Here is a 24,439-nt window from a genome sequence, read left to right on the forward strand (position 1 = left end):
GTTCTCCTTCGTCCACATGGGCGCCCCTTCGAATCGGACCGCCACCCTTGAATCATAAATGATTCCGATGATTCAAGATGTTCCCGGACAGACACTAAGTGCTGTTCGCTCGAAACGTCGGCTGGTTCTGCGACGTGATATCCGCGAAGATCCGCAGCATCCCGCACAATGGCGCTCGCGTCGGTGTAAATGGGCTGCGTCGCAGAGATGGACTCGCGAGGGCCATCGCCGCAATCCTTCAGTCGAGCTCCGCTGGGATCGCTCCAACCGCGCGCGTATTGTCATCACCACTAAAACTGTGATGCCGTGCGACATCCGCGTCGAAGGACTAGCCTTGCATCTCACGTCGCGTCAGGTCGGTAGAAACTTACGAAAGATGGCGCTTCACCGCGGATGCCATACCCACGGTGCGCCTAAATGCCAGGACTGGAGGTAGTGAACTGCAATCAAAGCAAGAGCGAAGTCAAAGTGGCGGGCTGGAAAGCCCTCGCTCTCGGCTCCAGACGATGATCCATATTGGTGATTGGAACAGATCGAAAGCGCGCGGGCGCTGAGATTTATCAAGCGGCAGAATTGCAAGACGTTGCAGACGTTTGGCGGAGCGGCATTCGAGCGGGAGCGGGACGCGCTGGCCTCGATTTACGATCGATCAGACAGTATATATTAGCCGCCGTGGCGGCTATCTCTACAATCTCTGGAAGGACGCCAACAATCCACGCGGCCTCTGGCGACGAACCACTCTGGAAGAATTTCGAACGCCGTGTTGTGGGAAGTTCTGCTCGACATCGACCAGCTCGCTATCAGCGAGGGTGAAGACTGGCTTCTGAATGCGATGGCCTCGCTGCCCGGGACTCATGGACGCACGATGCTGAGCCTCTCGCGGCGCGGCAGCAATGCTGTCACCTTGCGTGAGTTCGACATCGACGCGAAAGCGTTTGCTCGCGATAGCTTCGTGTTGCCGGAAGCCAAGCGCGACGCTGAATGGATTGATCCCGATACGCTGGTGCTGTCGAGCTCTTATGGGCGGGATATGGCGACGACATCTGGCTATGCGCGCACGGTGCGGCTGTGGCGGCGCGGCACGGGGGCAGATCAAGCTCCGGTGATCTTTGACGTTGCAGCCGATCATGGCAGCGCCCACTGCAATGTCGACCATACCGTTGCGCCGGCGCGGATGTGGTTCGTCGATCAGGTCAGCGCGCGTCCGGGGGCTTTGCTCTACCGAGCTACACCACCATCGGGGACACGACCTTGCGCCATATCGCGGACAACGTGATTTGGTCACGCGAGATCGGGATATACCCCGCGCTGTGGCGATTGCTTGTATTGCGGTTGTGGCTCACCAAGCGTCCCACGTTGTTGAGGTTAACGCATTTGTCTTCGCATATAGGTCACAGGTTCAGGCAGACGTTGACGAGCACCTCAATGCGAGCGCTTTCGCATCGACACGCAAGACCGATCCGCTGCATTCATCTTCTTTTCTGCTTCAGCGCGTCGTGCAAAGCTCCGGGTCAGGAGTCCGGCCAATGGCGCACTCAATGCGTTCGCGCATAGCTGGATCGATATCTTTGGCACCGAGCAACTTTGGCGCCGGCGTCTCCTGCATTTGAAGAGCTGGTTTATCCCAGCTAGCGCAACTGCAGAGCCCCAGAGTGGCGAAGAGAGCCGAGCACGAAAGCAGACAAAATGAACCCAAGCGCCACCGCGCTGCCTTCCGACGTGAATTCATGCGGTCCTTCTTAGATTGACTGCTGCGACTGTGAATCGGCTGCAAGGAGCGTGTTGCGGAGTTCCTCGGACGGGGCGTTGTCGTCCTTTGCAGCTGCGAGTGTAATGGATCCAACAGGCTGGATTGTGAAGTCCGAGGCAAGGTCCTGATAGGATAGAACAGCAAGATCGATCCCATTACGGGTGAGAAAGCCGCGGACAAAGCGTCGTATATCCATCGAAGCAAGGATAACGGGCTTGATCTGCCCCCGAACTACGTTCGAATGGATCTGACGCATTTTTGAGAGCAGCGCCTCGCTTTGCTCGTCGCTCAAAACCAGGTAGGGTCCTTTGGCAGTCTCTCGAACCGCGCCGCGCACGATATCCTCGGTTTGACGTTCGATGATAAAGACGGGCACGACGCGGTGTGCGTTGGCATACCGGTGGCAGATTTGCCGTCTCAGACCGGAGCGAACATGTTCCGTGAGCAAGACGACGTTTTGTTCACGTCCGCTCCATTCGGCCAATGCTTCCAAGACCAGCCGTGTGTTCCGGATCGGAATACCCTCCTCCAGGAGGCGCCGCAAGACGTCGGCTACTTTAGGGATCGGCGTCGTACGCAACACCTCCTTGACCAGATCGGAATATTCCGTCTCCATGCGGGCCAGCAACTGGCGCGTCTCCTGGATACCCACCAAGCACTGTGCATAGCGGGTCAACGCCGAATGGACGCGCAACGCCAGGATTTCAATGGGACGGTGGTGCCCGATGCCGGCTGCTTTGAGAGCCGGTGCATTGCTCTGTTCAATCCAGATTTGATCCTTCTCCCGGTCATGCCGAAACGGGATGCCACTCAATTCAATGTTGGCTGGATCGTCGTGGAGTAGGAGCTGCGTTGGATCAATTAACTCCTGCTCGACGGGCACGCCCTCGACATCCACCCTGTACTGCAAGTCTGGCAAGCGCCCGTCGACCTCGATGGGGATGCGCGGAATTGTGATGCCGAGATCAGACGAGATCAGTCCCGAAACGCGTGCAATGTGCTGTTGCAATTCTTCTTTGTCGATCGCCCGTGTCAGACTTGACGCAAGGAACAACGCGACGGGAAGCGCCTCCGCAGGCACGATTTCCTTGTTAGACTGTGTGGGAGCCGGGCGAGAGATATCAGCGCTTTTCTTGCCGCTTTGGGTCCCACCGTCGGCAAAGCTCGCTGCCGCAAAGACTGCAGCCAAGACCAGAAAGACAGGGAGCGGAAAACCCGGAATAGCCCCCATTACAACGAGGACGCAGGCAGACAGCCGCAATGCGTGCGAGTTTGCTGTGAGCTGGTTAACGATGTCGGTCCCAAGATTGAGCCTTACAACCCCATTTACACGAGTGATGATTGTCGCAGCTGTAATCGAGAGCAGCAGCGAGGGAATTTGTGAGATTAACGCATCACCTATGGTCAGCAGGGTATATTGATGCAGCGCCGCCTCGAAAGACATGCCCTTGGAGAGCAGGCCGATGGTGATCCCGCCCAGCATGTTGACGCAGATAACCACCAATCCTGCGATGGCGTCGCCCTTCACGAATTTCATGGCGCCATCCATAGCCCCGTAAAGCTGGCTTTCTTTCTCCAATGTAGCGCGCCGGCTGCGGGCTTCGTTCTGATCGATATGGCCATTGCGCAATTCCGCATCGATTCCCATCTGCTTGCCTGGCAGAGCATCGAGCGTGAACCGCGCCGCCACCTCGGCCACGCGTTCAGCCCCCTTGGCCACGACGATGAATTGCACCATCGTCACGACTAAAAATATGACAATGCCGACGACGATATTTCCCGATATGACGAAATCACCGAACGTGCGAATGATGCTGCCCGCATCCCCCTCAGCCAAGATCAGCCGCGTCGTTGAGACGGTGAGCGCCAGACGGAATACCGTGGAAATCAGAATGACGCCTGGCAAGGACGAGAAATCAAGTGGAGTGCTAATATAGAGAGCGACCATCAGCAGCAATATGGCGAAGCCCAGATTGAAGCCGACGAGCGTATCGATCGCCACTATCGGGATCGGCATGATCATCATGCCGACCGTCAGAAGCAGCATCAACGCGACCATCAAATCGGAGCTGGCCGACGCGCGCGCAATGATCTTACGCAGGACGCTGGTCATGGGGACCTTCCGATCGTTGATTGATCAGGCCAGTGCTGTCACGCAACGAGACATAGCGCTGGAAAGCGGCGAGCGCCTCGTCTATGAGGCCGGCCCGCCGCAGGGCGTGGCTACGCAACAGCATCAAAGAGATACGCGCCGAGGGTTCGTCATCAAGTGTGTTCAGTCTATCTAGGACCTGCAACGCCTCACCTCCGAGGCCTTCCAAGATGAGGGCATAGGCGAGAATCCGTAATAGATCGACATCTCGCGAGTGGTTGCCGACGATGAGTCGCAAGAGAGCCACGCATTCTGCGCTCTGCCCACATGCAAGGTGAAGATAGGAAAGTGTACAGAGCAAATCGCGCTCCTGCCCGGAACTCAGTGAGACGTTATCGGATTCGGAAATGTTGGTCGTCCGTTGCGCTCCATCGGAGTTGAACATTGTTAGGCTTCGATCAAGCTATTCCGATTCTGGCGAAGCAGCGCTAGCCAGTGCAGTCCCTGCCGTAGGACGACGATACCGTCCCCCGCCATCGAATCCGCAGGCGCGGCCGCCAGCTTATGGACGAGACGTTCCAGAACAATGCTATACCGCTCTGCCCGCAGCATGTCCGGATGACGAAGGCTTGGAGTGACGAAGGAGAGTAGATCGTGCGCGATATCGCGCCCGTAGAGCGATGCCACCCCAGCGGGTTGCTCGATCTCATAAATGCGAGTGCGCATCTCGTTGAGACTGACACGCCCGACTGCATCAATATCTTTGGCCTCCGATGCAGCTTCGATCGCTACATCCAGCGGCATATAACGCGCGTTCAGCTCGCCCCAGATCGACGCCAGCTCCTTCTCGCCATTTGCACGAGCACCGTCCGCCTCACCTTTATTGGGTTGGATGGCCGGCCCTATCACTGGTTGATGATGGTGCTCGCTGAGTCTCTGCGAAGCAGTGCCAGGCCCGACATCGTAGCGGGACACCTTTGACATGACGATCTCCTTATCCTTGCTTCGGGCCCGGAAAGCCTAATACGGAACGGCAACAACGCGGCCATTGCGGCTTAGCAGCACACGCCCATCCTCGATTCGAGTGACCGCCCATCCGTCGGCCAAGAGAGCGCCGACGAAATACTTCTGCCCACCGACAAGCAGATAGGGCTGGGGTCCGCGCGAAACAGCTTCGATCGCGATTGAGGATGGCTGCTTTTCCTCCTTGACCATCACTCCGTTCACCAGTGTCACCGCACCGGATGTACGACCATCGAACCATTGCTGGAGCTCCTGCCATTTCGCAACGGTTGCAGGCGTGACTTTTCCCTCAGCGCTAACAAAACCCGGCCCCGAACCAACCCTGATATCGAGCAGGCCCGCCTTATCAATTTCCTGTTTCAGGCCTTCGGCAGCAGCCTGAGCTCGCCGATCGTCAGGCCGGTTCATGCCCAGCTTGGGTACCAGCTCTGCCGCAGGCGGCGCAATGCCGGTCGGTGCACTTCCGCTGGCTTTGAAGAAAATGGTCCAGAGACTGCCTACACCAAGAAAGCTGAGGAGCACGAGGGCGAGAGCTGAGATCCAACCGCGCGAGAGGCTGATCGACCGAGCCTCAACTGCATTCTGCATCGACCAGCGAATAGACATGGCGCCCGCACGAATGACGGCGGGAAGAAAAAGAACAACACGCTCACCTGCGGCAATATCCCCTTCGCCCTCTGGGATGCTTACGGCCGCAAGAGCCTCAAGCTCGATTGAATTGCCAACGAGGGTGATACGTAGGTGATGCGGCTCAAGCCCTTGTTCGACGAAAACCATATCCGCGTCCAGGCCGCTACCGATAAGGCTCGTTCCGACAGCCGCCTTCCCGCTTAGCCCGGCATAAGATCCCGACAGTACCTCGAAATGTAAGGAGGCGGCCTCATTCACGGACAATTCTCCGAACTATGAGGAGCACGGCAGGGCGATTAGTCGCACGACTCATTCCTAGGCCGCACCACTCACATCACCCCGATGAGGGGAAAGGCGGGGCGAGGATTCGCCCCGCCTTTCACCGTTATCCGTTGACGCGCTCGCTGGCCACCTTCCTCTCACTCGAGAGCTCGGTCGACAGTGAACGCAACCGGATGTCCTGCACCATGGCTTGCAGGCTAACGGCCTTCAACTCCGCGATTAGCCCCTCGAACGTAGCCGCCCCACCAACCTTCTCAAGTGCAGTTCCAGCGCCTGATGCGGCGGTAGACGCCGTGGAACTGCCACCGGAACCCGTGGACTTATTATCAGCCTTGCTATCATTCTGGTCGTGGCCAACACTACCATTAGAAGAGTTAGTAGCGCTTGTTTTCGTCATATCGCGTCACCTTCTGCTTGAATCTGCCGCCACGAATGGCGACACTCCACTGACGTCGGCGAATCCGGCGTCAGGTATCTTCTTCTGTTTCAGCCATAGCTTCGTGAATATTTTCCATGTTTCGAGTCATCTCTCGCATCGCGAGATTGGCAAAAACCGAACCGAAAGCCGATTCGAAGTTTTGACGATCCGCTTCAGACAGCGAGCTGCCACTGTCAGAATTGGTATGAATTACGCTTTCGATTGCGCCGGCCATCTGGTGCCTCTCACTTCAGTTGGTCAGAAAGGTGGTATCACCACCGAGCGATCCACGTTGCTTACGCTACTGGGATTAGCTGTCGGGAAGCTGACGAGTCGAAAGACGGATGCAGCAACAACCTCAATATCAGTCAGCATCAACGGCCAGGTGAGAGCGCGCATTCGCAGGTGCATGCCGGGACTGCCACCGCGCGAGTGTCTACGGCGATCTGATCTCTACATTATGTCGACGAACGCCAGATAGCGGGCTGGTCCAGCGGAGCTCATCACATTCCTGGATCGGACGCTCAATGGTGTGATGGCGAGGCGGAGGCAAAACCGCGCGCAGTTGGAAATGCTACCGCGGGAATCGGTGGTGATGTTGTTTCGTGGCTCCACAGCGATCGTCACTCGGGACTGACGACCGCAGGCGCCTGCTTTCCGAAAGCGTCAGAGCAGCGTCGTGCCTGCGCATGCTCTGAGTCGGAGATGAGTTTCATGAGCGCGATGACGCCTCCCGGATGTTAAGACGACCGACATTGGCTCGTCCTGCTCCGTCTAAAAGTCGTCAGCTTCTCGAAAGCTCGCCCCCTTAACATGAAAGCCTCGATCTTACGACGCCGATGCCAAGTATTTACCGCAATGGAATGGAAATGAACCTAATGCAGTTCAACAGCGTTTCGCTGCCCGCCAGTGCAGATCCAGCTCAGTTCGGGTTTGTTCCGGGGGCTTCGTCAGCCTTGGGATCATCCGCGCAGACCGCCGGCCAGATTCGGCAAGGCGAACCTTCGATCTTCGAGGCAATGGTGTCCATCTACTCGCGGGAAGAGAAATCCGACGTTCCCTCCACGCCACCGGATCTGCTGCAATCAGAGCGACAGATCCCGCAGGATTCGCTGGACCAGTTGTCAGCGCCCGCGAAGGCGGCGATCGAGGCGCTGATGAAGGATCCGATTTTTTCTTCCTCGGTCGATTCCTCCTCGGTCGACTCCCCTAGTGCAGACGCATCGCCGACGGCTGCTCCATCGCCTGACGTACCGAGCACTCCGTTGCCAAGCTCTAGGATCACGTGGAACGGCGGCACGCTGACCAATGCCGAGTTGCAGATCGTGGCAGTGCTGAACCGGCACAAGGACCAATGCCCACTCAGCTGGGACTCGCTGGCAGCCAAGGCCAGCGATCCGTCGACGCCCCCGGATCTGAAGGAGGCGATCGACGGATTGCGACGCGATCCAGAGCTCTTCTATGCGATTGGCTCCCAAGGGGACGGCCGCTGCGGCGGCAAGATCAAGGCCAAGGATCTGTCAGAGTTTTCCGCCAGCCATTCGCAGGTTGCTACATTCCAGGAGCAGCAAGCTCATAGCTACGAGCAGAACTATATTCCATCCGACGGCACCTCGAATGGACAAGCATCGGTCATGACCTTGAATGATGCATTGCGCGAGCTTTACAAGTATTCTGACTACCTGCCCAAGAATTTGAGCCTGGACGATTTCAAGCGGATCGTCGACGGCAAAGCCGACGTCGGTAAGTGTCCGCCTCAGCTGATCGCGGCGGCTCAACACTTCCTCGAGCACCCGGACGCCTGGAAGCAGTTGTGCGGTGGTGCGACTGATAAAATCCACAAGGAAGACTTCTTGCAAGTCGCCTCGTCGTCGATGAATTCCACGCAAAGCGAGCTGAACACGCTCGACACGATCAACAAGAATCAGAATGCCTTCTTCGGGGACGGCGACCTGACACGACACAAGTTGGCGAGTATGGTGGAGGACAAGACTCTCGACCCGAAGATACGAGAAGCGGCATCGCAACTGCTCTCGGACCCGCTCTTGTTCCGTTTGCTAAACAATTCGGTTACGGGCTACAAGTCCCATCAGGAGTTCTTCGACTTAGGCGGCGGGCATACGGTCGACTCCGGTAATATCAGCAACAACGACTTTAGGCACTTCTATAGCAACATGTCACCTGCGAACCATACCGTTCAGCAGATCAAGACCCATGTCCCCAAGACCGCCGCTGAACAAAATGCAGTCACAGACATGATGATGGGGGTATCCGACCAACCCGATGTCGCGTCTCCGAAGAAGAATGGTGGGGTCCTCATGCATGCGGTCGACGACGTAGCCAAGGTGGGCTCGAAGGTGCTCGACTGGGAGGCCACGGCAGTAGGCCTGCTCGGCGTCATTCCGGGACTGGGCGAATTGGCCGATGGCATATCGATGGTGCTCGAGTTCGAGTCGCAAGCAGCGAACCTTCTGCATACGGCCATTAGCGGGGGTAATATGAAACAGGCGCTGGAAGAGGTTGGCCTTAATCTTGCGGCGCAGGCCATTAGCTTTGTCGCTGGGCCCGAGGTCAAATTCGCGCTGCGCGAGGGCCTCGCAAAGGAGATGCTCGAACAGACCGCGCAGTTCGGCCTCGATACGGCGATCTCGAAAGTGCAATCCTATGCCGAGGACCATTTGGACGACCTGAAGGCACGCCTTACCGAGCCCGTGCAGGCCGCAGGCGTTCCGAGTCAGGTCGCTACGCCGCCGTCGTCTCAGAAGGTGGCCTGAAAGGCCAGTTGCGGGTAAGGTGCGGATTCGTATCTACCTTTTCAGGGACGGAGGCTTGCAACGCCTGCGCCGCCCGACAGCACGGCGTCGAGAAACTCGGTATGTGCCAGGTCGTCAGGGCGAAGCCGCCACTTGGCAAACGGCGGCGGAAGAACGCGCGCTGCACTCGAGGCGTACCCCAAGCACCTGGCGCCACTCTTCTGAGAAGCCGGCTCCGCAAATTTGAACAGGTCGATAATTGGAGTTTCTGCCTGAAAGCGGCGATGATCGCCACGAACAGCTGAGATTGAACAGATGACCGCGCAGGAGCCACAGCCCGGCTTTCAAGGCGAAGGTGGCGCTTGCGGCCGTCAAGGGCGACCGGACGATAGCCCAATTGGCCGAGCACTTCGACGTCCACCCCATCCGGTGACGGCCTGGAAAGCTCAGCTTGAGGGCCGGGCTTCTGACGTGTTCGGCACGGGGAGCTCCGCGAGCGGTTGCGCCCGCGGTCGATGTGAAGTCACTAAATGCCAAGAGCGGGGAGTTGACGCTGGAGAATGATTCATAAGAAACGGCAGCACCGACTTGCGGCTCCAAGGCTTGGAGAACAAAGCCCAATGCCTTGGCACGCCCATGCAAATTGTTGACCACTCGTGTTGGATAACGCGTCTCGTAGTACGAGGCCCTTGGATCGACATAGTCCGTCCGTATCGCAAAGCGTTGTAGAACAGAACTGCGATCTTGCGGGCGGTCACTGCCTTGGCCTCGCCAATGCGCGATGAAAGTCGCCTGTAAAAGGCGCCGAGCGCGGTGTCTGTATGACCCGCGGTCACGGCAGCGAGGCGCAGAAGTTCCGCGGCCGGATCGGCGCGTTCGGGATGAGAGCATTTTGCCGCCGGAGACCTTGTTGTTCGGCGCCAGTCCCAGCCAGGAGGTAAAATGCTTTGCACTTGGCCAAAGGGGAGAGGTCGTCGCCGCATTCAGCGATCAGCTTCAGCGAGAGGTAAGGACCGAGGCCCTCGAGCGTGGTGATGTCCTTTCCGACCAACCCGAACAGCGCCACGCGGACGTTCGTAAGCTAGAGCGTTCGCCTGATCGGATCGATTCCGACGCGCCTTCAACACGGCTTCGATCGGGGGCGTCGCAGACAGATGCTTTCTCGTGGTAGGCGTCCTAAAGCGCAAGTGCCTGCTCGAGCGCAAACAGACGCTCGGCGCGATAGCTTCCGGTGAGCGCCTTCACGATCGTCTCCGCACTAGCGTGGCAACTGTAATGGCGCAAGCACGCCAGCGCCTCAGGATCGCGCTCGCCGGCAAGGATCGCGCGGATGAGGCGCAGCCGGTGGCGCCGGTGATGTCGGCGAGACGTGGTGGAGTTGAAGACTCATCTCCGTCAAAGTCTTGTGCATATGCTTGATGTGCGAGGCCGCGTACTCAACCAGACGCTTGCGCTTGCGCACGTAGGATCGCAGCTCCGCAATCTGTCCTTTGGGCGGAAAGCTGGCCCGCAACAGTCCAAACGAACGGAGCCGCTGCAGCCACTGCGCATCGGTGACATCGGGCTGCCGCGAGCATCGGCACCACTTCTGTCTCAAAACATATCGGTCAACCGGTCCGGCCGGCGACAGCCGCGCCCACCCTTCTTCTGCGATGGGAGGCGGGGTCGTTCTCGGTCCGATACGCGGTTGACGGACTAAACGACGCCTTGGCGGCGGCCACTGGCGGGCTATCGATCTGACGGTACTTCGTGTAGAGCCTTCTGTCGTTGCCGCCCGTGATGCAAGAAGTTTCTGACCCGTTCGGCGTGTGGACGATGCGGTCTTCTGTCAGGCCTTCCTTTACGGCGTCCTCAGAAGCCGCTGGCCTGTATGGTGATCCGCGGATCAAGTCCAATTCTCATTTCCGAGCACCTCGGCTCCAACTGGTTTTCCTGATCCAGATCTGTTCGATCGTTCTGCCCATTAGGATCGTCGCCTTCTCACACCCTTCACCAACGTCAGGCTATTTCGCGCTGCATTCGTCATGATGCCGTCACTGCCTGCGCTGGGTTCCGATAACCCACCTTCCGTGTGGCCATGGCCCAAATCGTCCGAGCCATCTTGGTCGCGAAGGCGATCGCCACGAGCATGCGCGGCTTCCGCGAGAGCGCTTCGGCGAGCACAAGAGCTGCGTTTGCGCTCAGGTAATCTACCACTTCGCCGGCGGCCAGACCGTCGTCCGCCAATGATCCCAGCAGAGCTGGCTCGAGACCGGAAGACGAGCCGCGGGCATGGTAGTCGATGGCTCAGCTCCGGCTGCCTGTCTTCCCGACTCGGCTTCGGAAGGCCGGAGCTTCCATGAGTTCGAGCACGGCGCGCCCCTTTCTACGCCAACCGCCGTTCAGGCGCTCGTCGAACGGCAGTGCCACGTAGTAGGTGACGTCATCCGGAGTCACTCTCGCGATCGCGTTGCGCGCCACGCGCCACCCGAATATCCGGTCGACACTGCGTGCAGTTCGCTGCCTCGGACTGGGAGTGCCACCAGGTCGAGCAAGCCATCCAGCGCACGAGACGCTCGGGCGGCGGTGGAAGTCGCTTCCCTCGCGGCGAGCTCGACGCCTCGGCGGGTCCGAGTGCTCCGCATCATGTTCCCCTTGCGACGTGCCGCTTGCACCAGTCCAGCACCTCCTCGCCTCGTGCTGGCTGGATAACGTGGAAGCCTGCATCGCGCAACGCCTCGACGATACGCAGTCGAGCTGCCCAAAGGCCTGGTCGGATTTTCCCTTTATGCGCTGGCGTCAGCTTACGGACAGCTAAGCTGTCTATCAAGCGGGTAAGGTCTAACGACCTGAAACAATGCAAGATGTATGATCCAGGTGCAGTCGTCATGTACGGTCGAGTTAACAATTGGCCCGATACTCCGGCCGAAGAAAGATATCATCGGGCAGCCAACGCTGAGGAAGCGGGTGCCGAAAGCCAGGGCTTCGCCGATGCGTTCGCTAGAACGCGATTGCAGGAGTCTGCTGGCAGCTCACCTTCGCAACCGAGTTATTCCCTCGTTCGAAAACCTCCTGTGGTCGAGATCGATAGAGCTACCTTCAGGACAGAAGTGAGGACCTTTCATGGCGACGCAATCAACCGCATCGCCAACAATCCACACGAGTACTCGGAATTTGTATCCGCAAGAGCTAAGCGCACAGCAGAGGTCGCTAAGGAATACGGTATCAGAAGAGATTCAGAAGACGCCCGATATTACAGCTACCAATTAGGAAATGTGAGCGTCGGCCTCCAAAGAACGGAAGCCGGATTCAACATGACTGAGTTCGAAAGCGATAAGTGGCGAGAACAATTCCCTGGACGAAGTGAAGTCACCTCAATTGTGGATTTTCAGGTTGCTCATCCGCTTGTCGCGAACGCCGGCGATATTCTGCTCGAACATCAACTTCGGCAAGACGGCGAACGACCATTGGTGAACTGGCGTCCTGCTAATGCAGAAGCGAAGGCCCGCGCAGAGACAATGGGCTTCGTTGAAGTGGATGAGGACGACATGGTACTTGACCCCACTCAGTCCGCGCAGTGGACAAAAAACAGCCTTGGTGAATGGCAGCGCGCAACTAAATCTCAGCTTTATCTCTCCAAGGTCGATAGTGATACTGAGGTTGCAGCAGATTCCGAAGAGGATGGTGACTTTATGTAATGCGAGATCCGCAGGCATTCATGTTTGGGCAGGCGGTTGAGCAAGGAGCGCAGGCAAACCGACAGCTGCGGCAAAGGTCAAGCCGAGCGAAACCGACAATTCGATCCGCGAGGTGCTTTGTAACAACGGCACCAATGTTCACCATCAGGCCGGTCCGAGGTGGTTTCGCCGTTTGATGCGCCAATCTGAGGGAGATAGGGTGTCTCGGCCATTTCGGTCGAAGACACCAAATCAGGAGAGATGTCGAGCGAATTTGAGCCACAGCAATCCATGCGCTCTGATCCTGGCGCTAAGCTCTGCGCCGCTGCCGCCGACCTTAAGGACGGACGTGTTGACCGGCGCGATGTGCCCGTCCTGAATCGGCTTTATGCCAGACGCGATCTCGGCAAGCTTGTGTGCGGCGGCTTCGGAGCCAAGCTAGCTTGATCGGCGGCCAATCTCATCAGGCTCGGACTGACTCGCTGCCGCCAAGCATCGTGGAATCGTCGCCGCTAAGAAGGCGGTTTGAGCGCCTGCGACCGGACACCTGCTTGCCAGAGGATGATCAGGATTGATGTCAGCAAATCCCTCGGCCAGGCGAGCACGCGGCGGCGGTTGCGGCCGCGGCGGTGAGGATGACGTTGATGGCGTCGCCCTCACGCCCCTTGGGATGGCAGCGGGCGAGCTGGCCGTCGCTCTTCATGTGGCCAATGATGGGCTCGATGGCTGAACGGCGCCGGAGCTCGCGCTCGATGACGCCGAAGACGCCCCGTTTCTGCTCGGAGATGAAGACGCGGCGCGGTCTATCGGTGTTGTGGCCGCGATAGCCCTTGCCGACATAGGCGCGCTCGATCGCGCAGCCGGTTAGCATTTCCGTCGCCTCGATGATGGTGCCGAGCGAGTGCCCGTCATAGCGATTGCCGGGCAGTCCGCGAGCGTGCAGTACGTGCGGATTCCGATTTATTCCGGCCGGGTATTCCGATTTGAAGCCGGCCGGGTTTTTGGAAGTCGGCGTTTTCGTTTGGGTCAGTCCCTCAGGCATCAAGTCCCTCGTTGAGTCAACGAGGGGAAGCGGATGCCGGCCAAGAGAGAACTGACCATGCGACAGATACGACAGATGCTGCGGCTTGCCCGTGATGGGGTGAGCGCCCGGGAGATCGGGCGCACGCTCGGCGTGGCGCGCAGCACCATCCAGGACAATCTCAAGCGTGCCTCGACTGCCGGGCTGGCGTGGCCTTTGGCGGGCGATCTGACCGACGCCGTTCTTGAACAACGTCTGTTTGCCCATGCCGGTGTCAGACGCGGCTTCCGCCGGCGAGCTGAGCCGGATTGGGCCTCGCTGCCCTGTGAGCTGAAGCGGCCTGGCGTCAATCTGATGGTGCTGTGGGAGGAGTACCGGGCGGTGCATCCGGAAGGTTATGGCTGCAGCCGGTTCTGCGATTTATTCCGGGAATTCGAGCGGCGGCTGTCTCCGACGATGCGGCAGGACCATCCGGCCGGCGACAAGGTCTTTGTCGATTACTCCGGCAAGAAGATCATGATCGTTGATCGCGCAACCGGGGTTGTGCGCGACGCGGAGATCTTCGTCGCCGTGCTTGGCGCCTCGCATTACACCTACGCCGCGGCGACCTGGACGCAGACACTTCCGGACTGGATCGAGGCCCATGTCCGGATGTTCCGGTTCTTTGGCGGGGTGCCACGCCTCGTCGTCCCTGACAATCTGAAGTCCGGCGTGCACCGGGCTTCGTTCTACGACCCTGAAATCAATCGCAGCTACGGGATGATGGCGTCCCATTACGGCATTGGCATCCTTCCGGCACGAAAGCCCCGGGATAAGGCAAGTGGAAGCCGGAGTGCGTTTTGCCCAGACCTATACTGGTCCTTGTCGGTCGCGGACCAATCGATGCTGAAGCCGGCGCGCCGCGCGAGTTCCGCATGGATCAGCATGATCGTGCGCCCATTGCCGTCGAGAAACGGATGACCGTAGGCGAGATAGCCCATCACCTCGCCGGGCTTCTCGGCCATGAAAGCCTTGTCCTGTCCTTTTTCGAGCGCATAGCCCACGGCGCGGCGGATGTCTTTGGGGTGTGCGAAGAGCACCAAACCCTTGTTGACGAAAATCGTCGAAGCGTTCGTAAGACGATCTTCGCCGGCCCAAGGAAAGACAGCCTCGAACAGTGTCTTGTGAGTCTGTAGCACATCGGCGTAGGTCAGGGATGAGCGTGCTTCAAGTTGCGCAAGTCCCGCATCGACACCGGTCAGAAAGGAATTGTGCTGAAGGCGCTGGACCACCGCTAGGTAATTGGTCTTTGCGACGTTGCGCAAATAGCCGCGCGTCTCAAAGTCCCCGAAAGGATCGAAGGTCACGAACGATTTTCGCGCAAATAGCGGGCCTGAAGTCGGACGGCCTGGACGCGATCCAGAATGCCGGCACGCTGCAGGGCCACGATCGTATTCTCGATCGGGTCAAAGTGAATGTCATCGCCGGAAAGGCGCTTGACGTGGTGCGCGAAGAGGTCGTTGGCGGACACAACGACAGCGACATTGTTGGCGCTCGCGAGCCTCTGGATCACGTTGGCGGTGTAGCGGGCTTTGATCGTGGCACGTCGCGCGGACATAGATTCTCCTCTCCTCCAATATAATACAAGAAGGACTGAAAATCCATTAAGTGAAGGCCCGCACACGTCCCTAGCCAGGTCACAACACACTGAAACAATACATATTTTTGACCACCGGCGGACGGATTTTGGTCTTATCCGCCTCAGTTCGAATGGCTCGATGGCCACGACCTACGGAGCGGCCGTGCAGGTTCAACGAGCGCCATCAGATGACACCGAACGAAATGAGCCTCCGCTGGGACGGCAACCGCGCCGCGGGAGCCGTCGCTCGCCCTTGGACCGCGGTTGAGAAACACAAGCTCAAAGGGCTGATCGAGCAAGGATTGTCGGCAAGCAAGATCGCGCGAACGCTCAGACGGCCACTGAGCTCGATCACGGTGATGGCAATTGGGCTCGGCTTGCCGCTCAAATAGCGAGTACTGCGAATCCGCGGCAGGGGCCTTGGCCGTGATCAGTGCTTCCGCGAAGCTGCCAGCCACTCTTGACCGCGCTGCCGTCTATTGCACGGCCTCGACAGCAGGCCACACCGTTCCCATTCCGGTAGAAACCCGAATCTCGGAGCGCCCCGCGCCGCACTTTTCAACGCGAACCTGCACGGCGATCCGCTCGATCATGGCGGCGACATGAGTGATGACGCCAACTTTTCGTCCTCGCCCCTGCAAGGTTTCCAATGCATCCACTGCCAACTCGAGCGTGTCGGCGTCAAGCGATCCGAAGCCTTCGTCGATGAACAGCGTATCGACAAAGGACGATCGGCCCTCGAGGCCTGATAGAGCTAACGCAAGCGCCAACGAGACCAGAAATCGCTCGCCGCCGGAAAGACTCCGCGTCCCGCGCGCCTCATCGTCCATGTCGCGGTCGATGATATAGAGTGCGAGATCTGACACCTTGCCCGGCGCGAGCCTGTAGCGGGGGCTCAGTGCATTGAGATGATCATTCGCGAGTTGCACCATGTGATCGAGTGTGATGCCCTGTACGAAGCGACGAAAGCGATCGCCATTGGCTGAGCCGATGGCGTCATCGACCGCCTGCCAAATGGCAAGTTCCGCCTGTGCGGTTTCTATCTCCGCCGATAGGCTTTGCAGCTATGCGGCGTGCGTCATCGTCGCGCGCGAGCGATACGTAAAGTGTGCCGGTTCGTTGATGCAGATCGCCGATTTCCGTTGTCAGGGTTGCAACGGCGGCAGTCGATACCTCCGCATCAGTTGTCTCGTCGAACCCTTCCAGCGATCTCTCAAGGTCTTCCCGACGCATCAGGACGGCGGCGTCCGCATCGTTTACGGTTCGGTCGATCTCTTGAATTCGTCTCCGTAGCGCTCTGCACACCGCTGGGTCGGCGGCAATCAGCGTGAACACCTGACCCGGCGACCGGGCGATATCCTGACAGGCCATATCGAAGGCCCCTTCGGCTGACGCGCGGCGATTCTTCGCGGCCTCCAATCCCGGGGTAGCCTCCTCACAGCGAGCACTGGCCGACTGGAACGCCCCGGCAGCAGCGGATTTCGCCTCCCGCGCCTTGGCGAGGGTTTCGCGAGCCGTTCGACGAGCTTCGTTGATCCGGGTCCGGTGACTGGCAGTCGCCTCACCGCCAAGAAGTTCAGCTCGGGCGGTCGCCTTCTCTTCCACGACCAGTCGACGTTGATTGAGTTCGGCCGCGCTCTCCGTCATATGCGACCGTGCGTGCTCAAGCGAGACGGCCGCCGCCGCGCGGTCCGGCGCCAACCGTTGCAGCGTCATCTCGAGCTCACCAGCCCGCTCACGCAGTGCACCTTACTCTTGCGCAGCCGCTGAAAGTCTGTCGGCGCAGCCCACCGGGTCGGCGTCAAGCAGCTCGATGGCTAGATCGGCTGCAACGAGGAATGGCGATATCTCGCCATCGATGGTAGCGAGGCTCTCTGCGAGCGCCGCTTCCCGGATTGTGGATTCTGTGGCTTTCAGTTGTCCAGCATGAAGTTCAGAACGTCGTTGGTCGACGCTTCGAATTGTCGACTGGATGGACCGAACGAGTGCGTCATGCTCCCTCTGCAAACCGTCGCTCTCGGCCCGAAGGCGCTGGGCGTCTGCGAGCGGATCAGCAATCGAGATCCGTTCCGCCTTCGCGGCCCGAGGCGAGCGCCGCCAATTCGCTCGTGGCTTGACTATCGAGCGCGCGAGGCACACTCCCCTTCACTCTCGCCTTGGAGCAAAGATCGCTCACCATTGGCCTTAGTTCGATGTCAGCGCTCTCGGCTGCCGAAACCTGACCGCGCGCGATATCAATCACGCGGTTCGCCTCTGCCCGGCGCCCTTCTGTAGCGGCAAGTGCGCGTGAGACGCTGGCCTACCCGTAGCGAACGCGGGCATGACAGATCTCCTTGATCTTCTGTTCGAGGGCAGCCTGGCCGGAGCGACGGGACTTGTAATGGTAGGTCGACCTGTCAAACTCCAACACCGCACAGGCTCTGCGGATCGAGACCTGCCATTCGTTGCGGACTTCGTCGACCAGCTTGCGCTTCCGGCCAGACCTCATAGCTTTCGGCGGATCACATCCTGCAGCATCTCCTTGTCGAGCGACAGGTCCACTTGCCGTTCTCCTCCTCGAGCTGCTTCAAGCACAGCATCTCCGTCGGCAGCAGTCCGTCATACTTCTTCTTCCAGTTGAAGTAGGTCGCCTGGCTGATCCCGGCCTTGCGGCTGACCGACATCTAACTTGGAGCCGCAATCGAGCCAACAATTATGGGTAATTGAAAGATCGGCTTAGCGCTTACACCGGAACTGCGCTTCGGGAGCGCTGGAGGAGCATGAGGCTGGCGTTTCGGTTACCGATCTGTGCCGCAGCGGGGTCCACTTCAAATGTCGTACTACAAATGCAATACGAAATTGGTTCAAGTGTTGCTCCTGAATGTTAGCATTGGCAGTCGTATAGCGATGGAGTCTGATCAATGAATAGCGATCGCGAGCAAGCGCCTGACCGTTCAGTCCACGATGTGGCAGTTGGTCCATACGAAAAGAACATGAGCGCATGTGAGCAAATGTTGGCCCTTCGCCCGATCGGATAGTCCATCAGCGAAGCATACAGTCGCGCGCGAGCAGAGTTGAGGGCATCCGGCAAGCGCCAAGGCTCCACCTTGGCACGATGAGTGTCGTTGGCGTGTCTTAGGCTAACAGCATAGAAAAGCTGGATCGTCGGGTTGATAATTGAAAATTCTGCACCGCACCGTCACATGTGGTTCAACATCTTCTTCGGTCAAAGGAGCAGCCATGGCTACCGTGAAAGTTGATATCAATAACTTCCAGTCGGAAGTTCTGGAATCCGCAGCACCCGTCGTCGTCGATTTCTGGGCCGAATGGTGCGATCCCTGCAAGATGATTGCTCCGAGCCTCGAGGAAATCTCCGTCGAGATGGAAGGCAAGATCAAGGTCGCCAAGCTCATCATCGATGAAAACCCGGAACTCGCCGCCCAATTGGGCGTGCGCTCCATCCCGGCGCTCGCGATCTTCAAGGGCGGCGAAGTGGTCGATTTCTCGGTCGGCGCCAAACCGAAGACAGCTCTTTTGAATTGGATTTCGAACGCTGCCTGATCGATATCGCTCAATCTGTACCGCAATGAAAAAACCGTAGATTCGCCCCGTAAAGCGGTAGGGTTCATAGTGATTTATGGGCGTTTTGACGGGGCTCAGCCCTTTGAGCTTCAGCCTGATGAGGTCGTTGGTTTGTAATAGCGGATATCGTCCTCCCCCTCTTTCGGACTTGCGATGCTGTCGGAGCGATCGAGTGGCGAAGAAGCTTTTCATTGCGGCGTTGTCGAGGCAGTTGCCGTTGCGTGTGAATGCTGCGGCTTTCAAGCATGCCGTTGCAGGCTCGCGTGACCGCACTCAAACCAATGATGCCTGTTGTCGACAGGCTTTAGGCGATGCGTTTTGCTGGATCGGAGAGGGAATATGGGCCGCACCGGAGAGTTAGTCGGACAAGCAGGGCGTCCTGATAGCGAAGGAGGCCCGCACCGCATCTTCGACGCAATTTCGGACCAGCAGAAGACGCGCGAAGCGACGCTTGCCATCGCCGGCGCGGTGGTTGCCTGCGACGGCAATCTCGACGAATTTTCGGATTCACAGTTGGCCGATTTGGTGAACCGCTTCAGCAGATGGCCGGACCAGCAGAAGACGCGTGAAGCGACGGTCGCCATCGCCGGCGCGGTGGTTGCCCGCGACGGCAATCTCGACGGATTTTCGGATTCACAGTTGGCCGATTTGGTGAACGGCTTCAGCAGATGGCCGGACCAGCAGAAGACGCGTGAAGCGACGGTCGCCATCGCCGGCGCGGTGGTTGCCCGCGACGGCAATCTCGACGGATTCTCGGATCAAGAATTGGCCAATCTGGTGAACGGTTTCGGCAAGTGGCCGGAAGAAGAAAAAGCACGCAATGCGATCGTTGCCATCGCCGGCGAGCTCGGTTCCAAGGGCCGACGCTTCAGCACTTTCAGCACGCCTGCGCTAGTCAGGATCGCCAACGGTCTGTCGCGGGGTATCGAGGGGGGAGAGACCGCCGGCGAGGTCGCCGAACCCGCCTTGAAGGACCGGCTGGAGCAGCTGGCGCACTACCTGCAATATGCCGAGGATCGGCTGCAGCAGGCCGATGTCCATGCCATCGCGAGTATATTCAAGGCGTTGGGCAAGGCGCAGTTGTTGGACGAACTCGGTGCGCTGGCACAGCCGGGGCTGGACAGGCTCGAGATGTTACGTGCCGCTCCCGGGTTTAAGCTCGACAACAACCTCGAGACGATGGGCAATCTTTGCGCCTCCCTGCTGCCACTGGTTCGCAGCCCGAAGCCGGTGTTGCGCTGGCACCGCAGGTCGGCGCTGAACCTGCTCAACGCCATCCAGCCGGTGGTGGAACACAAGATCGATGCCCATCTCAAGCCAGGCCAGGCCGAGCACACCAGCGGCGCCAATGCAAGCCGCTGCCCGGCGCTTTCGATCTATCAGGTGCTCAAGACCCGGGCGGTGCTGGGGACGCTCTACCGGCGGCCCTATGTCGATGGCGACGAGCTCGCCTTGAAGGCCAGGCAGGAAGAGCTGCGCGGCAAGACCAGGCAGATCCTGGACAGTGCCAGCGCCCTCATCTACGCCGACCTTTCCTACATGAGCTGGAACGTGATCGCCGAGATCGAGGCGAAGGAGCCGCTCGAAGCGCTCGACACCTTCATGGCGCAGAACGCATCGATGGTCCAGGCCCAGCATGCAGCCGCCAGCTTCGATGTCCATCGGGTCCTTCAGGCGGTGGACCACGAGCCGAGACCGCCGCAAGGCGATGCCGGACTGATGCGGCTGCCGGTGGTCGACATGCAAGGCCGGCCGCTGGCCAGGGAAGACGAGTTGCGCTATTCCATTTTCCACCGCTTGACCTCGGGCGCGGTGAAGGTGGTGGCAGTGCAGCTAAAGGGAACTCCGACTGGCGCCATGCTGACACGCACGTTCACCGTGGAGGGCGTGCCCTACCGCATGGACCTGTTCGGCGGCAGCAAACTGAAGCCGCCGCAAGAGAGCCTGAACAAGCTTGCCTCTCACCTGCCCTTCGCGGCCGCAGAGGCCCCAAGCGGCAAGCTTTTGGCGATCCCCTATGCCGAGACGGCTCCGGGTACGGCCTTTGAGCAGCTGTCGCGGGCCTGGGCGCCCTTCAAGGAAGCCTATTACTATACCCAGCGCCGCGGATTTGCCGCGCCGCCGGGCATTCCCGATGTTGGCCCGCATGATTATGCGCTGGAAGGGTGCTTCAAGCTGTCCCTTCTGCCCGACCGCCCCGCAGGTGCAGTGCATCCCTTCCGGTTCGAGGGGCGAGACGGCGAGATCGCCTTGCGGCCGCATGACGGCTGCGGCTTCATCAGGGCCTCACTGGCCGAGCGCATGCCGGCCATTGCCCGGGCTCGCCACGACGCTCCCGAGCGGATGCCTGCCTATGCCGATAAAAGGCAATCGGCGGTACCGTCCTCGGCGCTGCAACATTATCCGCGCAGCGTCGAGGTGGCACAGGAGACCCGCGAGAAGGCTCTGGCTTGGCTCGAAACCCGTCAAAGCCTCACCGCCGAGGAGCTGTTCCGGACGGTCACGGGCGGGCATATCGAGGGTTCGAGCGCTATCGCCGTGCCGTCCAGCGACGAATGCCTGCATGTGCCGACGGGCAAGAGCAAGACCTTGACCCGTGATGCTGGCGTGCTTGTCGGACGCTCCCCCTATGACAAGCCCAACCTGCGCCCGTTCGCCGCCGACCGGGTCAGGTCGGCGCGCGATGGCGATCGGACCGCGGCGTTCCTGGATCGGTGCGTGGCCTTCCAATACAGCTTCAACGTCGCGCACAGGTCGGGGGCTGGGCTTGCCGCCGACGATCCGACCTTCTTTGCCAAAGGCATCTTGATCGTTGTGCCCGACGAAATGTGGCCGGCGGACTTCGCCGAGCGCGGGGTGGTGATGTCTGCCGAGGACGTAAAGTGCCATTCGCGCTGGCTGGAGAAAAAGGACCGAGTCAAGGCCGACACCGCGCTCGAGTGCGTCGGCATCCTGCAGGCGACGGAGGTGTTCGCGCCCGGCTCTTTGGTTGCGGTTCCGAGCGCCGAACAAAAAAAGCTCGACGGCGATTTTGACGGCGACATCGTCGTCATCATCGGCGACCGGCCTCGCCTTTACGAGCATGTGCGCCAGTTCGACGCGCAGCTGCAGGCGCGCGGCATCGCCTCGATGAAGCCGCCGAAGTCGCACACGCCGGCCATTGAGAAAGGCGGCTACCAGTTCAGCCGGTCCAAGCAGATCCTGTCGGCCACCGGGCTGGTGCTGGAGACCTACAGCTGCCTGCAGCGCAACGTGCTGGCGCAGCCGCTGGAGGCGCAACGCTGGTTTGCCGAGCGTGCCATCTTCGGCACCTACGAGGGCATTCATCATGAGCTCAAGGCCGACATCCGCGCACTGTTGCAGGAAGATCGGCCGGATGGCCAGACCCTCCATGAGCTCATCGTCAGGGCGGGGGAAGACAGCAAGGCCGCCAGCCATCCGGTGGCCTGCGAACTGGCCGCCTTGCTAGTGGCCGAGCTCCAGGACTGGAACCTGCAGCTCAATAGCGAGCCGGCTCATGAGCAGTCGGACGTCAACGTCAAGCAGCAGTTAGCGCGATCCGTGGCCTCAACCGGCGCGAAGCCTGCCGTCAGCGCCGACGCCGGCGCGCTCTTCCCGAAACTCAGCGAATCCTATCCGGCAACCGCTGACGCCAGGAAGCGCATCGACTTCCTGCTCAACCACTACCAGCCGCGCATGGATCCGCGGCCCGACGGCTACAACCCGGACGATCTGCATGAAAGCGCCATCAATCTGTTGAGCGTCGGCATCAAGGCCGGCACGGACGCCTACAAGTCCGATACCGGTGCGCGGGTGTTCATGCAAAAAACCACCGAATTGCAGCGGCTCTTGGAGCGGAGGCCGGGCTTCAAGTCGGCGCCCTATGTCAAGGCGCAGGCGGCAAAGCTCCACCAGGGCCAGTTCGACGTCGATGGCAGCCTGGCGGATCTGAAGGACAACCCCACGCTGGCGGCCTCGGTCATGGAGGCCTCGATCAGACTCGCCGTCGAAAAGCGCATCCTGCCCAGCGCCTTAGCAATCTCGGCCGACGACGACCCCGCCAGCAGGATGACGCTGAGCAGCGAACAGGCCCTGGAGCGCGCCAGGCTCGAAGCCGCCCCCGCCGAAGCGCAAGAAAGCGCGATTACCGAAACTGTGCATGCGGTTGCCGAGCTTTTGCGGCAGGACGGCATCGAGGTGAAGGTGCCGCATCTTGACCAACGGTCGCGCGGGCAGGTCTGGATAGCCGACGAGTTGACCGGCCAGAGCGTGAGCGCGGCGCCGGAGGCCCAACTGGTCACCAATGCCGTGCGCCATGTCTTCGAGATCCCGGACGAGGCTTTTACGCGCGCCTTCAGGAAGGCGGCACTGGCCTTCGAGGAGCGGGACTGCAGCGAGGTCGAGACCACCAACTGGTTCATCAGGATGGACACGCCGCGGTTACGCGGCGTTCACACGGCGTTCAGAACCGCGCAGAACTATCGCTTCGAGGTCGAGTTCCATACGCCGGCCAGTTACCGGGCCGAGCTCGCGCAGAGCGAATGCGAGCTGGTCCCCATTCCCCGTGGTGCCTGGGAGATATTACACTGGGGCTCGTCAGGAGAAAGCAGGTCGAGGGCGGCAAGGACCTCCAGGTCGCTCACCGTCGCAAGACAACAGATTGCGGTCGCTCGCTCGCCGCAAGCCGGCGAGATCCTCCCGGCCCTCGGTACGCGGCCGGTCGTGCTCGTCGGCATGCCGGCGAGCGGCAAGTCGACCATCGGCGCCCAGCTTGCCAAGGAGTTGGGGGTGGAGTTTGTCGACATGGATAAGCGTATCGTCGCCGAGCACGGCAATCTGATGGAGATGTTCGCCGACCCTGGCCGCGGCGAGGCGCACTTCAGGGACCTGGAGACCAAAGAGCTCGCCAAGCAGCTGGAGAGAGGGCCCATCGTCATCGCAACCGGCGGCGGCTGCTTTGGCAAGGAGTCCAATCAAGCCCTGATCCTTAATAAGGCGAGGTCGATCTGGCTCGACACCGAGCTGAAAGAGCTCCGCAAGCGCCTCAAGAGGGACACCAGCCGGCCGCTGCTGCAAGGCGCCGACATCGAGCAGAAGGTTGACCAGCTGTACGAAGAGCGCAGTCCGTTCTACCAAAAGGCCGATATCAGGTTGCCCCTCGTCCCGCCCTTTCAAAAAGACAAGAAGGTCGCCCGCATTTGCGTGAAGGAACTCTACGCTTTCCTGTGCAGCGACAGAGAAGCCGCTCTGCCCGCTGCCGAGATATCACAAGTCTCCGGTCCTTCCGGCACCGCCATCAGCATGTCCCCAACAGCGCAGCGCATGCACGATGATCATCACAACGGCTACGATTGCGGGGGCGGCGTCGTGGAAACCATCCAGGCGCCGGCGACACCATTGAGTGAAGGGGAACGGCCGCCGCCCCTCGACACCCTCACCGCCGACCCGCAGCCTTTGTTGGCCGGCAGTAACGCACGAGCGGATTTAGCGTCTTCCACGAGAAGCAGAGAACGCTCAAGTCGAGGACGATAAGCTTTAGCAGTCTGCTGAAAAACCCCCTCGCCACGGAGGGGACTTGATGATTCACTTTATCATCTCGAATCGGTGTAGACGATCATGCGCGGCAGTTTTACGG

General features: G+C 59.8%; 14 protein-coding genes and 7 pseudogenes. 6 read left to right on the forward strand and 15 right to left on the reverse strand.

From position 1 onward, the window contains the following. Positions 1–532: 532 nt before the first annotated feature. Positions 533–1,195 (forward strand): annotated as a pseudogene (locus tag IVA81_RS27365) (S9 family peptidase); the annotation flags it as partial. 544 nt (positions 1,196–1,739) lie between these two features. Here IVA81_RS27365 and sctV read toward each other — a convergent pair. From sctV to IVA81_RS27390, 5 genes are all read right to left on the reverse strand, one after another. Beyond that, on the reverse strand, positions 1,740–3,863 hold the full coding sequence (gene sctV / locus IVA81_RS27370) for a type III secretion system export apparatus subunit SctV (protein ID WP_247323772.1): 2,124 nt from the start codon (positions 3,861–3,863) through the stop codon (positions 1,740–1,742). Further along, a complete protein-coding gene (locus IVA81_RS27375) occupies positions 3,844–4,287 on the reverse strand; it encodes a histidine kinase (protein WP_247323775.1) in 444 nt (147 codons plus the stop codon). Before IVA81_RS27375 ends, sctV begins: the two co-directional genes overlap by 20 nt. Positions 4,288–4,289: 2 nt before the next feature. Continuing rightward, positions 4,290–4,826 (reverse strand): hypothetical protein, encoded by a 537-nt coding sequence (locus IVA81_RS27380; protein ID WP_247323777.1) that lies wholly within the window; start codon positions 4,824–4,826, stop codon positions 4,290–4,292. A gap of 36 nt (positions 4,827–4,862) precedes the next feature. Beyond that, positions 4,863–5,753, reverse strand: coding sequence for an FHA domain-containing protein (locus IVA81_RS27385; protein ID WP_247323780.1), 891 nt, complete (start codon positions 5,751–5,753; stop codon positions 4,863–4,865). A 491-nt stretch (positions 5,754–6,244) separates the two neighbouring features. Continuing rightward, on the reverse strand, positions 6,245–6,430 hold the full coding sequence (locus tag IVA81_RS27390) for a hypothetical protein (protein ID WP_247323782.1): 186 nt from the start codon (positions 6,428–6,430) through the stop codon (positions 6,245–6,247). A gap of 643 nt (positions 6,431–7,073) precedes the next feature. Here IVA81_RS27390 and IVA81_RS27395 point away from each other — a divergent pair. After that, positions 7,074–8,969 (forward strand): HrpF/NolX family T3SS translocon protein, encoded by a 1,896-nt coding sequence (locus tag IVA81_RS27395; protein WP_247323785.1) that lies wholly within the window; start codon positions 7,074–7,076, stop codon positions 8,967–8,969. 885 nt (positions 8,970–9,854) lie between these two features. On the opposite strand, the pseudogene IVA81_RS40730 reads toward IVA81_RS27395, so the two are convergent. The 3 pseudogenes from IVA81_RS40730 to IVA81_RS27410 all read right to left on the reverse strand — a co-directional run. After that, positions 9,855–9,935, reverse strand: a pseudogene (locus IVA81_RS40730) (hypothetical protein); the annotation flags it as partial. 575 nt (positions 9,936–10,510) lie between these two features. Then, positions 10,511–10,765 (reverse strand): annotated as a pseudogene (locus tag IVA81_RS27405) (hypothetical protein); the annotation flags it as partial. A 205-nt stretch (positions 10,766–10,970) separates the two neighbouring features. Beyond that, positions 10,971–11,108, reverse strand: a pseudogene (locus IVA81_RS27410) (IS110 family transposase); the annotation flags it as partial. Between the two features lie 707 nt (positions 11,109–11,815). Between IVA81_RS27410 and IVA81_RS27415 the strand changes: the two are divergent. Next, positions 11,816–12,625, forward strand: a complete 810-nt coding sequence (locus tag IVA81_RS27415) for an effector protein NopP (RefSeq protein ID WP_247323788.1) — start codon at positions 11,816–11,818, stop codon at positions 12,623–12,625. 491 nt (positions 12,626–13,116) lie between these two features. Here IVA81_RS27415 and IVA81_RS27420 read toward each other — a convergent pair. Continuing rightward, positions 13,117–13,550 (reverse strand): annotated as a pseudogene (locus IVA81_RS27420) (IS5/IS1182 family transposase); the annotation flags it as partial. A gap of 129 nt (positions 13,551–13,679) precedes the next feature. Between IVA81_RS27420 and istA the strand changes: the two are divergent. Next, the gene (gene istA / locus IVA81_RS27425; protein WP_247323795.1) at positions 13,680–14,585 is read left to right on the forward strand and encodes an IS21 family transposase; all 906 of its coding nucleotides are present in this window, start codon (positions 13,680–13,682) and stop codon (positions 14,583–14,585) included. 14 nt (positions 14,586–14,599) lie between these two features. Here istA and IVA81_RS40370 read toward each other — a convergent pair. The 6 genes and pseudogenes from IVA81_RS40370 to IVA81_RS27455 form a co-directional block, all read right to left on the reverse strand. Next, a pseudogene (locus IVA81_RS40370) lies at positions 14,600–14,971 on the reverse strand (cell filamentation protein Fic); the annotation flags it as partial. Next, complete coding sequence (locus tag IVA81_RS27435) at positions 14,968–15,222, reverse strand: hypothetical protein (RefSeq protein ID WP_247323796.1); 255 nt, start codon at positions 15,220–15,222, stop codon at positions 14,968–14,970. The gene IVA81_RS27435 and the pseudogene IVA81_RS40370, both read right to left, overlap by 4 nt. Positions 15,223–15,719: 497 nt before the next feature. After that, a complete protein-coding gene (locus IVA81_RS27440; RefSeq protein WP_247323797.1) occupies positions 15,720–16,175 on the reverse strand; it encodes an SbcC/MukB-like Walker B domain-containing protein in 456 nt (151 codons plus the stop codon). 64 nt (positions 16,176–16,239) lie between these two features. Then, positions 16,240–16,959 carry a hypothetical protein gene (locus tag IVA81_RS27445; protein ID WP_247323798.1) on the reverse strand — a complete coding sequence of 240 codons (720 nt, stop codon included), beginning with the start codon at positions 16,957–16,959 and terminating at the stop codon, positions 16,240–16,242. 334 nt (positions 16,960–17,293) lie between these two features. Continuing rightward, positions 17,294–17,485, reverse strand: a complete 192-nt coding sequence (locus IVA81_RS27450; RefSeq protein WP_247323800.1) for a hypothetical protein — start codon at positions 17,483–17,485, stop codon at positions 17,294–17,296. Between the two features lie 60 nt (positions 17,486–17,545). Continuing rightward, positions 17,546–17,900 (reverse strand): annotated as a pseudogene (locus IVA81_RS27455) (transposase); the annotation flags it as partial. A gap of 562 nt (positions 17,901–18,462) precedes the next feature. Here IVA81_RS27455 and trxA point away from each other — a divergent pair. Both trxA and IVA81_RS27465 read left to right on the forward strand, forming a co-directional pair. After that, on the forward strand, positions 18,463–18,783 hold the full coding sequence (gene trxA, locus IVA81_RS27460; protein WP_247323804.1) for a thioredoxin: 321 nt from the start codon (positions 18,463–18,465) through the stop codon (positions 18,781–18,783). Between the two features lie 360 nt (positions 18,784–19,143). Beyond that, positions 19,144–24,336: a shikimate kinase gene (locus IVA81_RS27465; RefSeq protein ID WP_247323802.1), complete on the forward strand. Its 5,193-nt coding sequence runs from the start codon at positions 19,144–19,146 to the stop codon at positions 24,334–24,336. Positions 24,337–24,439: the final 103 nt, after the last annotated feature.

It is taken from the genome of Bradyrhizobium sp. 141 (assembly GCF_023074055.1).
In the GTDB taxonomy this organism is placed as follows: Bacteria; Pseudomonadota; Alphaproteobacteria; order Rhizobiales; family Xanthobacteraceae; genus Bradyrhizobium.